The organism is Pseudomonas sp. LRP2-20, assembly GCF_024349685.1.
Lineage (GTDB): Bacteria > Pseudomonadota > Gammaproteobacteria > Pseudomonadales > Pseudomonadaceae > Aquipseudomonas.
On the sequence record NZ_AP025944.1, the window covers coordinates 2,941,472 to 2,955,357 of the forward strand.

14 protein-coding genes are annotated in these 13,886 nt (G+C 64.0%); 7 read left to right on the plus strand and 7 right to left on the minus strand.

Translation table 11 applies throughout. The annotated features are described in order from the left end of the window. Positions 1 to 49: 49 nt before the first annotated feature. From OCX61_RS13020 to makC (OCX61_RS13050), 7 genes are all read right to left on the minus strand, one after another. Complete coding sequence (locus OCX61_RS13020; RefSeq protein ID WP_261944178.1) at positions 50 to 1,045, minus strand: aldo/keto reductase; 996 nt, start codon at positions 1,043 to 1,045, stop codon at positions 50 to 52. A gap of 99 nt (positions 1,046 to 1,144) precedes the next feature. After that, positions 1,145 to 1,996: a LysR family transcriptional regulator gene (locus OCX61_RS13025; RefSeq protein WP_261944179.1), complete on the minus strand. Its 852-nt coding sequence runs from the start codon at positions 1,994 to 1,996 to the stop codon at positions 1,145 to 1,147. Between the two features lie 64 nt (positions 1,997 to 2,060). Continuing rightward, complete coding sequence (makE, locus tag OCX61_RS13030) at positions 2,061 to 3,122, minus strand: alpha-pore-forming cytotoxin subunit MakE (RefSeq protein ID WP_261944180.1); 1,062 nt, start codon at positions 3,120 to 3,122, stop codon at positions 2,061 to 2,063. A 68-nt stretch (positions 3,123 to 3,190) separates the two neighbouring features. Beyond that, positions 3,191 to 4,303 carry an alpha-pore-forming cytotoxin MakA gene (gene makA / locus OCX61_RS13035; RefSeq protein ID WP_261944181.1) on the minus strand — a complete coding sequence of 371 codons (1,113 nt, stop codon included), beginning with the start codon at positions 4,301 to 4,303 and terminating at the stop codon, positions 3,191 to 3,193. 46 nt (positions 4,304 to 4,349) lie between these two features. After that, entirely contained in the window at positions 4,350 to 5,447 is a 1,098-nt protein-coding gene (makB, locus tag OCX61_RS13040) for an alpha-pore-forming cytotoxin subunit MakB (RefSeq protein ID WP_261944182.1), read from the minus strand. Positions 5,448 to 5,462: 15 nt separating this feature from the next. Then, positions 5,463 to 5,864: an alpha-pore-forming tripartite toxin MakABE regulator gene (gene makC, locus OCX61_RS13045; protein WP_261944183.1), complete on the minus strand. Its 402-nt coding sequence runs from the start codon at positions 5,862 to 5,864 to the stop codon at positions 5,463 to 5,465. Positions 5,865 to 5,897: 33 nt separating this feature from the next. Further along, positions 5,898 to 6,290 carry an alpha-pore-forming tripartite toxin MakABE regulator gene (makC, locus tag OCX61_RS13050; protein ID WP_261944184.1) on the minus strand — a complete coding sequence of 131 codons (393 nt, stop codon included), beginning with the start codon at positions 6,288 to 6,290 and terminating at the stop codon, positions 5,898 to 5,900. Positions 6,291 to 6,497: 207 nt separating this feature from the next. Between makC (OCX61_RS13050) and OCX61_RS13055 the strand changes: the two genes are divergently transcribed. The 7 genes from OCX61_RS13055 to OCX61_RS13085 all read left to right on the plus strand — a co-directional run bounded on the left by OCX61_RS13055 (position 6,498) and on the right by OCX61_RS13085 (position 13,885). Then, positions 6,498 to 7,409: a LysR family transcriptional regulator gene (locus tag OCX61_RS13055; protein WP_261944185.1), complete on the plus strand. Its 912-nt coding sequence runs from the start codon at positions 6,498 to 6,500 to the stop codon at positions 7,407 to 7,409. 98 nt (positions 7,410 to 7,507) lie between these two features. Then, entirely contained in the window at positions 7,508 to 8,428 is a 921-nt protein-coding gene (locus OCX61_RS13060) for a hydroxymethylglutaryl-CoA lyase (RefSeq protein WP_261944186.1), read from the plus strand. Continuing rightward, complete coding sequence (locus OCX61_RS13065; RefSeq protein ID WP_261944187.1) at positions 8,428 to 9,630, plus strand: CaiB/BaiF CoA transferase family protein; 1,203 nt, start codon at positions 8,428 to 8,430, stop codon at positions 9,628 to 9,630. Before OCX61_RS13060 ends, OCX61_RS13065 begins: the two co-directional genes overlap by 1 nt. Continuing rightward, positions 9,631 to 10,155 (plus strand): gamma carbonic anhydrase family protein, encoded by a 525-nt coding sequence (locus OCX61_RS13070; RefSeq protein ID WP_261944188.1) that lies wholly within the window; start codon positions 9,631 to 9,633, stop codon positions 10,153 to 10,155. Between the two features lie 67 nt (positions 10,156 to 10,222). Then, a complete protein-coding gene (locus tag OCX61_RS13075; RefSeq protein WP_261944189.1) occupies positions 10,223 to 11,539 on the plus strand; it encodes an MFS transporter in 1,317 nt (438 codons plus the stop codon). 41 nt (positions 11,540 to 11,580) lie between these two features. Beyond that, the gene (locus tag OCX61_RS13080; RefSeq protein WP_261944190.1) at positions 11,581 to 12,864 is read left to right on the plus strand and encodes an OprD family porin; all 1,284 of its coding nucleotides are present in this window, start codon (positions 11,581 to 11,583) and stop codon (positions 12,862 to 12,864) included. Between the two features lie 286 nt (positions 12,865 to 13,150). Further along, positions 13,151 to 13,885: a gluconate 2-dehydrogenase subunit 3 family protein gene (locus OCX61_RS13085; RefSeq protein WP_261944191.1), complete on the plus strand. Its 735-nt coding sequence runs from the start codon at positions 13,151 to 13,153 to the stop codon at positions 13,883 to 13,885. Position 13,886 lies beyond the last annotated feature (1 nt).

Sequence of the window (13,886 nt, forward strand, 5' to 3'; positions counted from 1 at the left end):
ATGCGGTCCTTGTGGGAGCGGGTTCACCCGCGAAGAGGCCAGTGCAGGTTTACTTGAACCCTGTCACTGCATGCGGCACATAGGGCGCTTCCAGCCGGGCGATTTCCTCGGCGCTCAGCTGGAACGCCAACGCCGCAATCGCATCATCCAGCTGTGCCACCTTCGAGGCCCCGACAATCGGCGCCGACACCCCGCGCTTGCCCAGCACCCAGGCCAGCGCCACCTGCGCCATCGGCACACCGCGCTCACCGGCGATCTGCTCGACCACATCGATCACCCGGCCATCTTCCACTTCGGTTTTCTCGTAGAACGACTGCCCGGAAATATCAGTACGGGTACGTGCGGTCTGCTGCCCATGTGGCCGGGTCAGCCGGCCGCGGGCCATCGGGCTCCAGGGCATCAGGCCGACACCCTGGTCGAGGCACAGCGGGATCATCTCGCGCTCTTCTTCGCGGTAGATCAGGTTGAGGTAGTTCTGCATCGACACGAAGCGGCTCCAGCCGTTGCTGGCCGCCACTTGCTGGGCCTTGGCGAACTGCCAGGCATACATCGACGACGCGCCGATGTAGCGCGCCTTGCCGGCCTTGACTACGTCGTGCAGGGCTTCCATGGTCTCTTCGATGGGCGTGTGGTAGTCCCAGCGGTGGATCTGGTACAGATCGACATAATCGGTGCCCAAGCGGGCCAGGCTGGCGTCGATGTTGGCCATGATCGCCTTGCGTGACAGGCCCTGCTCGTTGGGGCGGGTGCTGCCTTCCCACATGTTGGCGGGGAAGAACACCTTGGTGGCGATCACCGTTTCCTCGCGGCGGGTGAATTCCTTGAGCGCCTTGCCGAGGATGATCTCCGAGGTGCCGGCCGAGTAGCTGTTGGCGGTGTCGAAGAAGTTGATGCCTTGCTCGACGGCGTGGCGGATGATCGGGCGGCTGTCGGCTTCGCCCAGGGTCCAGGGGTGGGTACCGGCATCCGGTTCGCCAAAGGTCATGCAGCCCAGGCACAGTTTCGAGATGTCCAGGCCGGTGTTGCCCAGTTTGACGTATTGCATCCGCTGCTCCTCAGTGATCGGTTGTGCGATGCAGGGAAGCTTAGCGGTGATGGCTGCCTGCGAAAATCCCGAATCGGTGCAGGCGCCATCCGCAAAAATTCACAAGCGCAGCAGCGGCTTGACCTGTTGCTGCAGGAAGTCGGTGACGGCCTTGATGCGCGGGGTGTTGCGAACGTCCTCGTGCACGGCCAGCCAGATCTCGATGCTCATCTGCTGTTGGTCCTGACCGGCGACCTCCAGGCCATGCTCCTGCGCCATGAATGCCGGCAGGCAGGCGATGCCAACCCCGCCGGCAGCCGCCTGGGCCTGGATGCGCAGGTCGTTGCTCTGCAGCACCAAGGGCGGGTTGCCGGTCTGGCTGAGCAGCCACTGCTGCTGCGGCGACTTGGCCTGGGATTCGTCATAGCCGATGTAGCGCGGCGCGCCCGTACTGCGCAGGTAGGCGGGTGCGGCGTACAAGCGGTAATCCAGATACCCCAGCAGGCTGGCCACCAGGGTCGGCTCGGTGGGCCTGGCCAGGGTGATACTGATATCGGCTTCACGGCGGGCCAGCGAGGCCCGCGACTTGCTGCCGACCAGTTTCAGGTGCAGTTGCGGGTAGCGCTGCAACAGCGTACCCAGGCGCCGGGCAATGATGCTGCCGAGCAACGCAGGCGGCGCGGCCAGCACCACTTCGCCTTCCACCTGCTGTTGCCCGGCATTGGCGAAGTGCTCCAGGGCGAACGACGACTGGCTCATCCGTTCGGCGTATTCGCCGACGCGGCGGCCTTCCTCGGTCAGCGCGTAGGCCCTGGGGCGGCGGTCGACCAGCTTGAGGTTCAAGGCGGCCTCCAGCGCAGCGATGCGCCGGGCCACGGTGGCATGGTCGACAGCCAGCTGCCTGGCCGCAGCCGACAGCGAACCGGTGTTGATGAAAGCGGAAAAATGGCGCAGGTCTTCCCAGTCGAGCATGGTGGGCCTCAGGTGTGGACGGCCATCATACGGCGTCCTGCCCGCTGCCGCGACCGCAGGGCAATCACTGACCGATGGCGACCCGCTTCGGTACTGGGGCGTTGTTGGCCTGCATCGATTCGACGAAGTCATCGATCGTGCGCCAGCTGTTGCAGGCCGCATCGAACCACACCCTGGCGACGATGGCCTGCTGCGCATCGCGCGCCTTGGCGACGGCGCTTGTGGCATTGCCAAGCTCACCTGCAAGCACGGTCCAGCTGACTTTCAATGCATCGAGCGCGCTGTCGATGGCGTTGATGTCATTGATCGCCAATGACAGGCTCAGGGTAAGGCCGTTCAGCGTGGCGACTTGCTGCTGGTCGGTGGACAAGGCCTGTTGGTCCGCGCTGATGGTGCTCTGGTACTGGCTGATGGTGGACTGCAGCGCATCGATCTTCTCTTGTGCCTGGGCCAGTGTGGCCACGCCGATGCCGGCCAGGACCAGTGACAGCCCGGCAGTGAACGGGGTCAGGAGCACGCCGAAGACCGTTTCGACGAAGCCCTGGGTTTTCTGCGCCCGGGCTTTGGCGATGGCGTCACGGTCGGCCTGGACTTGCCGCTGCAATTGCTGGATCTGCTGGTTGATGGTATCGATCTGTTGCTGGATATCGGCTTCCTGCGCCTGGATCTGGGCAATGCTGGTGGTCATCCTGGCGTAGGGCTGGCCGAGCTGCTGTTCGAAGGCCGTGAGCCTGGCACTGTAACCCTCGATGGCAGCCAGCATTGCCTGGACAGGGGCCTGCAGCGCCTCGAGCTGGTTGACGATGCGCGTTTGCACAGCGCTGTCGTACTCGCCTTGGAGCTGCTCGAACAGCGCATCGATGCACGCTTGCGCGGCCAGGAAGGTTTTGCCGCAGGCGTCGATCTGCGCCAGGATCTCGCTCTGGAAATAGCGGTAGCCGTTCTGTCGCCAGCCGACCACGAGGTCCTGGGCCTGGCCCAGTTGCTCATCGAGTTGTGGGTACCAGGGCGAAGACGAAGGCGCGATCGACACCTCGATCAAGGCCTGGCATGAAGCATTGAGCAGCAGCATCGAACCGATCGAATCGCTGATCTGCTGATTGGCCTGCGCGGCATCGAACGCCATGGGCAACGTCCTGTAAAGAGAGGTGGGCGGCCGGGGCACAGTGTGCCCCGGCCGGCAGGCGGGTACTGTCAGGCCGACATCGGCAGGGTCTTGGCCTCGACTTCGATCTTGGCGTTGACCAGGTGGTTGGCGGTGTCGATGGCCGTGCTCCACTCGTTCTGCGCGCCTTGGGTGAAGACCTTCTGCACGATCGTGGAGATCGCCTGGTCGGCCAGGTTCAGCTTGTCCACCACCCCTTGCAGTTCACCCTGGAAGGTGCCCCACTGGGTTTGCAACTTGGACAGGCTCTGGGTCGCCAGCTCGATGCTCGAAACGGCGTTCTTCGAGGCCATTTCCAGACCTTTCAGGGCAATCAGCTGACGTTGGTCGTCGGCCTTTTCCTTCTGATCCTTGGCGATCTGGTCGAATTGCTCATTGATCTTGTGCTGCATCACGCCCCAGGTCACGGCGCCGCCAATGATGCCGGCGGCGCCGATGCCGCCGCCGATCAGCAGGCTGGCACCGCCGGTCTCCGGCGCCAGCGCAATGCCCACCACCAGCGCGAAGATACCGATGCCGATGGCGGCGGCCGAGGCGGCGATGGCCTTGTTCTCTGCATCGATTTCGTTGTGCAGGCTGGTGATGGCGTTGTTCATCTTGTCGATGTCGCCCTGCAAATCGATCTCGGCCGCCTGGATGGTGCTTGAGCCTGTGGACAGTTTGTCGTGGGCCGCCTGCATCTGTGTGCCCCACTGGGTCAGTGAGGCGCTGACGCGGGTCATCTGCTTGATGACGTCCTGGATCGGCGGCAGCAATGTCTGCTCGATGATCTCGCGGATCTCCACCACCGACGGGTCATTGGCGCCTTGCGCGGTCGGGTTGCTGTTGGCGATCTGGATGATCGCGTCACTGGCCGCAGTGAACGTGCTGCCGAAATTGATCACCTGCAGCGGGATGGTCTTGGAAACCTCGGTGCCGAGCTGGTTGACCCATTGCCCGGCAAGCGCCTGGGCAGCCTGCAGGTCACCATTGAGGCTGTCGAACCAGGCCGGCTTGGGGTTTGGCGCGACGAACACGGTGTTGAGCACGGCGTGGCTGGCAAAGGTGATCAGTTGCGAGGCGTTGTAGGAAACGCCGGTGTTACCGAAGATGTCGTCCGGGGCGGGGGCCAGGTCGGTAGCTTCCTTGATGGCGATATTCATCATGAATCTCCTCGGTGGGTGGGGGGCGTGGGTGACAGGTGTTCGTTCACGCCCATGCCAATGATGGGAATGTCGGCCTGATCTGAGCCTTGCCGATGTCGATCGTTACCGGCGCGCCGACCGTGAGGTCAGTCTTCGACAAGTGCGCCACAAAGGTATCGATCGTCTGCCAGGCCGCCAGGGCGGTGGGCAGCGTGGCCAGATCGAGGTAGGCGTCAGGGCTGGCACCGGCCCTGAGTGCGGCAACGGCATCCTGGAGTTTGGTCTGCTGGTTGGCCCACAGGTCGACCAGCAGGGGCAGTGCATCGCGCAGGCCCAGGTACTGCGCTTCGATGCTGTACAGCGTTTGCAGCGTCGATTTGGTCAGGGCCAGGCCCAGAGCCTCGCCGGAGAGCTGCACCTTCAGCGCATTGATCTTGTTCATCTTGCGGATCAGCTGCTGGTCATCTTCGATCAAGGTGTAGAAGCTCTTGCCGATGCTCAGCACGGCCACCACCAGGCCCAGCACCGGCACCGTCGCCGCTGCCCCGGCTGCGCCGGCGCTATACAACAACGATACGGCGGACTGGGCAATGCCGGTGTCAGAGCCGATGGCGTCGCTGGTGATCTTGCTGCCCAGGGCCTGCACGGCGCTTACCAGCTCACCAAGCTCCTCGGTCAGCGCGAGCATCTGCTGCTCCTCGCTGGCCAGGGCGTTCCAGCCGGCCTCGATGGACGCGTCCATTTGCGGCAGCACACTGCTGAACGCCTGCATCATCCCCTGCAGCTCCTTCTCAGCGGCCTGGGTCGTGGCCAGGCTCTTGGCAACCTGAGGCAGCAAGGTCTGGGTGATCAGCTCGATCCACATGTGCGCGTCATTGGCCTGGGGTTTGGCCACCCCGGCGAATGCGCTGAACACGGCAGAGTAGTTCTGGAAGGCCAGGATCACCGGGGCCCAGACCTGCGCACGGTCCAGTTGCCAGACGTCGGCGGCGGCATCCAGGCGCTTGAACTCCCCGGCCACGGGCGGCAGCCAGGCGGGTTCATCTGGAATGGGCACGATCTGGATGCTCTGGCAGCTGAGCGCAAAGTTGTCGATGCCGACGATATCGGCGTAGGCATCGGTGAGTCTGGCGATGGCATCGTTCGGGTCGGGAGCAAGCATGGCGGCGGCCCTCGCTCATTGGCTGACGTTGAGGAAGGGGTCGAAGTTCATGGCTTTGCCATCGAACGACAAGGTGACGCTGTACTGGTACTTGGCCTGGGCACCCCGGCTTTCGACGCGCCCGGCCCATACGACCTCACCGGTGGTCAGGGTGGACTGCTTGGGCTGGCAGATGCCCTGTTCGATGATCTGCCCGGTGAACTCGACGATTTCGACGTCATCGCCGGGATTGACCGAGGCCACTGACCAGATGACTACCTGTCCGTCGGAACAGGTGGTGACCAGTTCGGTCTGGCCTTCGTTGTACGAGCCAAAGAACTTGTTGGTATCGATCAGGTACACATTGGAGCTCAGGTCGTTGGCAGCCAGTGCGCCTTCGACATCGACGACGATCAGCACGTTGATTTGCTTGGCCATGGTGGTGCTTCCTGCTTGGGGTGGATGAAGCGTTCAGACGACTTTCAGGTAGCTGGCGAACGTCAGGGTGCTGCCGTTCATCGACAGGGTGACGCTGTAGGGGAAACTGGCGTAGCGGCCCTGGCTTTGCACGCGGGCGTTCCACACGCCATCACCAGCGAAGGGATCGGGGGAGGGAATGCAGACTTTCTGCTCGACCATCTGGCCGGAAAAGGCCTGGATCGTCACCTGGCTGGCAGCGTCGACAGCGACCACTGACCAGGTCAGCAACTGGCCGTCCTGGCCCACGGTGTTCAAGGGGCTTTGCCCTTCCTGCCAGGAGCCCAGGTACTGGTTGGTGTCGACCAGATAGACATTGCCTTGCAGGGAGCCGGCGGCAAGCGCGCCGATCACATCCACTGCAATCAGGATATCGATGCGGTTCAAGGTCCTTCTCCCTGTGTGACGGATGCGTGGCAAGCCTGCCGACGGGGTAAGTCACATGGCCATCATGGCCGGAACGTCTTAGGTGTAGATGAGGGCCTGGATGAGGGCAAGGTGCCGCCAGATGAATGGTTGAGCCTGCCCGTGGCGGCGCTGGGAAAGCCGACGACTGGTGTTAGGATGGCTGCCATTTGCGCAATGGGTACCGCCATGCAACCCCTCGATCACCTGTCGTTGCACCTGTTCATCGTGGTCTGCGAAGCCGGCACCATCGCCCGTGCCAGCGAGCGGGCGTTCATGGCGCCATCGGCGGTCAGCAAGCGGATTTCGGATATCGAAGCGCGCTTTGGCACGGCGTTGCTCAAGCGCAGCAAACGCGGCGTAGAGCCGACCCCGGCGGGCCTTGCGCTGTTGCGTCATGCCCGTGGCCTGACCCGGGCCATGGAGCGCCTGGACAGCGAGTTGAGCGAGTACGCAGAAGGCGCCCGCGGGCATGTGCGGGTGCTGGCCAACGTGTCGTCGATCATGGAGTTCCTGCCTGAAGAGTTGTCGGCGTTCATGCTCGACAACCCGCTGATCCAGGCCGATATCGAAGAACGCTTCAGCCCTGATGTGGTACGTGGGGTGGCTGAAGGCAGTGCCGACCTGGGGATCTGCCGCACGTCGATGGCCGTCGGCGATCTGGAGTTCGTGCCGTACCGGCAGGATCATCTGGCCGTGGTGGTTGGCGCCGATCACCCGCTGGCCGGGCGGGGCAGCATCGCGTTCGAAGAGACGCTGGATTACGAACACCTGGGTTTGTCGGCATTCGCCACGCTCAACACGTTCATGCGCAACAGCGCCGAGGCGGCGGGCAAGGAACTGCGCTTTCGCTCGTACGTGTCGTCGTTCGATGCGGCCTATCGCCTGGTGCAGTTTGGCCTGGGCCTGGCGGTGTTTCCGCAGGAGGCGGTGGCGCGCTATGCGCAGCTGTTCGACCTGCGGGTGATTCCACTGACCGATGACTGGGCGCTGGGCGAGTTCGTCATCTGCATGCGCGACCGTCATGCCTTGAGCCTGTCTGCGCGCCGCTTGCTGGACCATTTGCTGCTGCGCGCGCCGGCTTGGCAAACAGGCAATTGATCCATCGTGGCTGGCGATGGATCAGCCCGTGAAACACGTCTTTTCTGCCCGCCGTGCTGCTCTTAGTCTGGCCCCACGCTTCAGACAGAGAGACCCCGATGACAACAATAACCCTCAATGAAGTCGGTATGCGCGATGGCCTGCAGAGCCTGCACACGGTGATGCCGACCGCCGCCAAGCTGCGCTGGATCGACAGCGCCTATGCCGCCGGCGTGCGCCATATGGAAGTCGCCTCGTTCGTGCCGGCCCGGCTGCTGCCGCAGATGGCCGACGCCAGGCAGGTGGTGGCCCACGCCCTGACTTACCCCGACCTGCTGGTGACAGTGCTGGCGCCCAATCTGCGCGGTGCGCAGGATGCCCTGGAGTCCGGCGCCCAGCGTATCGTCGCGCCGGTATCGGTCAGTACCGCCCACAGCCTGGCCAACGTGCGCCGCACGCCGCAGGAAATGGTCGAGGAACTGGGGCGCATGTGCCAGCTGCGCAGCGAGCTGGGGCGTCACGATGTGCAGATGATCGCCGGCATGTCGGTGGCCTTTGGTTGCACCCGCCAGGGTGATGTGCCATTGGCCGACCTGTGCGAGCTGACTCGCCAGGTGATCGAGGCGGGCTGCGACCTGGTCTCGCTGGGCGACACTACCGGCTACGCCAACCCCGGCCAGGTGGCAACGGTGATCCAGGCCGTGCGAGGCATTGCCGGCGAGCGCCTGCGCGCCGCGCACTTCCACGACACCCGTGGCCTGGCCCTGGCCAACAGCCTGGTGGCGGTGCAGCAGGGTATTCGCGAGCTGGATGCATCGCTTGCCGGCCTTGGCGGTTGCCCGTTCGCACCGGGAGCGTCGGGTAACACGGTGACCGAAGACCTGGTGTTCATGCTGCACAGCATGGGCCTGGACACCGGTATCGACTTGCCAGCGCTGATCGCCACACGCCAGTTGCTGCGTGAGGCCTTGCCGGATGAACCGCTCTACGGCGCTATCGCCCGCGCCGGGTTGCCGCTCAATTACCCAGGAATCGCATAATGTCCAGACTCCCCTTGGACGGCATTCGTGTCGTCGAGATTTCGCACATGGTCATGGGCCCCACCTGCGGCATGATCCTCGGTGACCTGGGTGCCGAAGTGATCAAGATCGAACCCACCCGGGGTGACGGTACGCGCCGGTTGCTGGGGGCGGGGGCAGGGTTCTTCCGCACCTTCAACCGCAACAAGCAATGCATCGCCGTCGATCTCGACACGCCCCAGGGCCGTGAGGCGGTGCTGGCGCTGATCGACACCGCTGACGTGTTCATCGAGAACTTCAAGCCCGGGCGCATGCTCAAGCTGGGCCTGGACCATGCCGCGTTGCGCCAGCGCAACCCGCGGCTGATCTACGCCTCGCACAAGGGCTTCCTCAGTGGCCCGTACGACAACCGCCTGGCCCTAGACGAGGTGGTGCAGATGATGGCCGGCCTGGCCTACATGACCGGCCCGGTGGGCCGCCCGCTGCGCGCCGGCAGTTCGGTGAACGACATCATGGGCGGCATGTTCGGCGCCATTGGTGTACTGGCCGCGCTCAACGAGCGCAACACCACGGGGCTTGGCCGTGAAGTGCAGAGCGCGCTGTACGAGAACTGCGTGCTGCTCGCGGCCCAGCACATGCAGCAGTACGTGGTGACGGGCCAGGCGGCGGCGCCGATGCCCAACCGCATCAGCGCCTGGGCCATCTACGATGTGTTCGCGTTCGCGGGTGGCGAGCAGATGTTCGTTGCCGCCACGGGTGAGGGCCAGTGGCATGCCCTGTGCCAGCTGCTGGGCCAGGCCGCCTTGCTCGATGACCCGACGTTGGCTAGCAACAATGACCGGGTATTGCAGCGGCCGCGGCTGCTGGCGCACCTGGCCGAGGTGTTCGCCAACCTCGATGCCCGGAAACTGGCTGTGGAGCTGGAGGCCAATGGCATTCCGTTCGCGCCGATCCGCCGCCCGGAAGAGCTGTTCGATGACCCGCACCTGACCCAGAGCGGTGGCCTGGCTGAGCAGCTGCTGGAAGATGGCAGCAGCACGCCGATGCCTTTGCTGCCGCTGTCGCTGGACGGCCAGCGCCTGCAGCCGCGCCGGCCGATCCCGCGCATTGGCGAACACACGTACAAGGTCATGCGCGAGCTGGGTTACAGCGATGAGCACATCGCCGAACTGTGCGCGGCTGGCGTGCTGAAAACCGACGATCAGGACCAGGGAGTGCGCTGAATGGCGATCTATCGATACGACACGCTGGCGCCGGCCATTCACCCGCAAACCTTCATTGCCGAGGAGGCCACAGTGATTGGCGACGTCACCCTGGAGCAGGGCGTCAGTGTGTGGCCGCAGGCGGTGCTGCGCGGTGACAACGCGCCAATCCGCATCGGCCAGCACAGCAACGTCCAGGAAGGGGCGGTGCTGCATGCCGACCCGGGCTTTGCCCTGACCGTGGGCGGCAACGTCACCATCGGCCACCAGGCCATGCTGCACGGCTGCAGCATCGGCGATGGCGCGCTGGTCGGGATCCAGGCGGTGATACTCAACGGTGCGGTCATCGGCCGCAACTGCCTGGTCGGTGCCGGCGCTATCGTCACCGAGGGCAAGGTGTTCCCCGACAACTCGCTGATCCTCGGGGCGCCGGCCAAGGTGGTACGGGAGCTGAGCCCAGAAGCCATCGCTGGCCTGCAGGCCAATGCCGCCGAGTACGCGCGCAAGGGCCAGGCCTTCAAGGGCAAGCTCGTGCGCATTGCCTGACGCGTTGCACGCGGTGCCCACCTGGGGCGCCGTCGCTCTCCAATAATTACAAGAATGGAGATCCACCATGGTTGCCCTGACCGGCGAAGTGGCGCGCGAGCGCGCCGACAGCCACATCGATGAACTGCTGCTGTACCGCCGTGTGGCCTGGCGCATCATGCCGCTGGCCATCATCTGCTTTCTGTTTTCCTACTTTGACCGCATCAACATCAGCTTTGCCAAGACCCAGATGCAGGCTGAGCTGGGCCTGAGCGATGCCGCCTATGGCCTGGCCGCCAGCATGTTCTTCATCGGCTACGTGCTGTTCGAAGTGCCGAGCAGCCTGGGCCTCAAGCGCTACGGAGCGCCGGCGTGGATCTGCCGGATCATGGTGTCCTGGGGCTTGGCCACGGCGGCACTGGTGTTTGCCTACACCCAGTACACGCTGTACTTCCTGCGCTTTCTGATCGGGGTGATGGAGGCCGGGTTCGGGCCGGCGATCCTGTTCTACCTGGCCTGCTGGTTCCCCAGGAAACACCTGGCGAAGATGAACGGCCTGTGGTTCCTCGCCGTGCCCCTGGCAGGTGCCGTGGGCGGGCCGGCAGCGGGCTTCCTGCTGGGGACGATGGATGGCGTGCTGGGCCTGGCCGGCTGGCATTGGCTGTTCCTGATGTCGGGGTTGCCGTGCGTGCTGCTGGGCGGGCTGGTGCTGTGGAAACTGGACCGCGACATCGAGTCGGCCAAATGGCTGAGCCGCCAGGAGAAAGACCTGCTGGCAGAGAACCTGGCCCAGGACCGACGCGTGCAGAAGCCGGTGCTGGGGTCGATCTGGCGGGTACTGCTGACCCGTGAAGTGGCGATCATGGCGTTCATCTACTACGTGGTGAAAACCGCTTCCTACGGCCTGAACTTCTGGATGCCGCACCTGATCAAGTCGTCCGGCGTGCAGGACATGCTCTGGGTCGGTGTGCTGTCGGCACTGCCCTATGCGGTGGCCTGCATCGGCATGGTGCTGCTGACCCGGCGCTCCGACCGCACCGGCGAACGCAAGCGTTACCTGGTGTACTGCCTGCTGGCGTCGGCGCTGGGTTACCTGTTGGCGTGCCTGTACGCGGACTCGTCCTGGGCCATGATGGCGGCGCTGGTGCTGGCCACCGCCGGCACCTTCATCGCCATCCCGATCTTCTGGACCATCCCGCAGTCGACCTTCTCGGGCCTGGCCATTGCCACTGGCACGGCGGCGATCAACTCGGTCGGCCAGTTGAGCGGCATCGTCGCGCCGGTGATGGTCGGCAAGATCAACGACCTTACCGGCAGCAGCTACATGGGCATGTTGTCGATTGCGCCGCTGATCCTGATCGCCTGCCTGGTGGTGATGCGCTACGTCAGGAACCCGAAAGCCTGAGTTCCCCTGCTGTCCAACAAGAACAATAACAAGGCGAAACCATGAACATTTCTCACTCCCAGCGGGCATCGCTGATGCTCGCGGCGCTTGGCTGCGCGTGCCAGGCAGCCCAGGCAGGCTGGGTCGATGACGGCAAGGGCAGCCTGGAACTGCGCAACTTCTACTTCGACCGCGATTTCCATGGTGATACGGCCAACCAGTCGCGGCGCGGCGAGTGGGCCCAGGGTTTCATGCTCAAGTGGCAGTCCGGCTATACCGACGGGGTTATCGGCTTGGGCCTGGACGCGGCCGGCATGCTGGGCGTCAAGCTCGACTCTGCGCCCGACCGCAGCGGCACCGGGCTGTTGCCGCGAGGCAGTGACAAGCGTGCTGCGGACAACTATGGCAAGGCGGTCGTCACCTTCAAGGCGAAGCTGTCACGGACCGAGCTGCAGGCGGGTGGGTTGAGCCCCCAACTGCCGCTGCTGGCGTCGAATTACAGCCGCCTGTTCCCGCAATGGTTCAATGGGGTGCAGGTGGTCAGCAAGGACCTGGATGATTTCACCTTCACCGTGTTGCAGGTGGATGCTACCAAGCTGCGCGATTCCACCGACTTCGAAGACCTGACGGCGATGGCGCAACAAGGCGCCTATTCAGCGACGGTGAGCAGTGACCGGTTGTATTACGCCGGGGCCGATTACCAACCCTTGAACAACCTGACTTTGAGCGTGCACAGCAGTGAACTCGAAGACCTGTTCCGCCGTGATTTCGCCGGTTTCAAGTACCGCATCGCCCTGGGGCCGGGTGAGGCGTTCACCGAGTGGCGCTGGTTCAACGCCAGGGAACAGGGCAGAGCGTTGCTGGGGGAGGTGGACAACCGCACCTTGAGTACCAACTTCGGCTACAGCCTGCACGGCCACAGCCTCAGCGGCGGCTACCAGAAGATCCGCGGCGATACCGCCTACGCCTATGTGGGCGGTACTGATACCTACCTGTTCAGTGAACAGCAGGTCAGCACCTTCGCCCTGGCCAACGAGCGTGCCTGGATGCTGCGCTATGACTACAACTTTGCCGCCCTCGGCATCCCTGGGCTGACATTCAACGTGCGTTATGTGAAGGGTGACCAGGTCGACCCGCAGCGTATCGCCACGGCCAAGGGCAGGGCACTCGAGGTACGGGACGGTGAGGGCAAGGAGTGGGAGCGGACCACGGACATCACTTATGTGGTGCAATCGGGGCCATTCAGGAACGTGTCGCTGCGCTGGCGTAACGCGAGCATGCGCTCGAATTTTGCCGATGCGGCGGACGAGAACCGGTTGATTGTCGGCTATACCTTCGATTTCTGAGGTGCGGCAGTTCTTCTGTGGGAGCTGCGCTTGGCGGCGATGGGCCGCACAGCGGCCCCAGGGTTGTCGGGGCTTCAAAAATCCTGCAGGTAACAGGCGAGGGCTTTGCCCTCGATCGCCGGCAAGCGCGGCTCCCACAGGGGGCCGTGTCAAGGTGCAAGATGTCGCAGGCTCTGAAACCGGTTTCAAAAGATGTCCAAACCAGCTAGATTACGCCGTTTTTCCGGCCTGACCGGACACCAGATGGCGCAACCCAAGGCCGCCCCAATGCCGATGAGGACTAGAAATGCCTGAGCATGCCCCCGACAACCCGCGCCGGGACTTCCTGCGCAAGACCCTGACCTTGATCCCGGTGGTCACCGTGGCCAGTACCGGCCTCGGTGCCAGTCAGTTGCTGGCCGAGCCTGTGCGCGAACCCAAGGTGCCGGCCACACCCCCGGCTGGCAACTATCAGCCGACCTTTTTCACCGCCGAAGAGTGGGCGTTCCTGCAAGCGGCCGTGTCGCGCATCATTCCCGCTGACGAACTCGGCCCCGGTGCACTGGAAGCTGGCGCTGCCGAATTCATCGACCGCCAGATGAACACCCCTTACGCCACCGGCGCCCAGTGGTACATGCAAGGCCCGTTCAAGGCCGACGCCGCCCCGGAGCTCGGCTACCAGCTGCAACTCAGCCCGCAACAGATCTACCGCTTAGGGATAGCCGCCACGGAGGCCTGGAGCAAAAACGCCAGCGGTAAAACCTTTGCCGAGCAAGATAGCGCTACCCGAGACAGGATTCTCGGCAAGATCGAAGCCGGTGAGATCGTTTTCGAGCAGTTGCCGGCCAAGGTGTTCTTCAGCCTGCTGGTGCAGAACACCCGCGAAGGCTTCTTCTGCGACCCGATTCACGGCGGCAACAAAGGCATGGTCGGCTGGACGCAGATCGGCTTCCCAGGTGCCCGGGCAGATTTCATGGACTGGGTCGAGCGCAACGCGCCATACCCGTTCCCGGCAGTTTCGATTCGTGGCGAGAGGGCGTAAG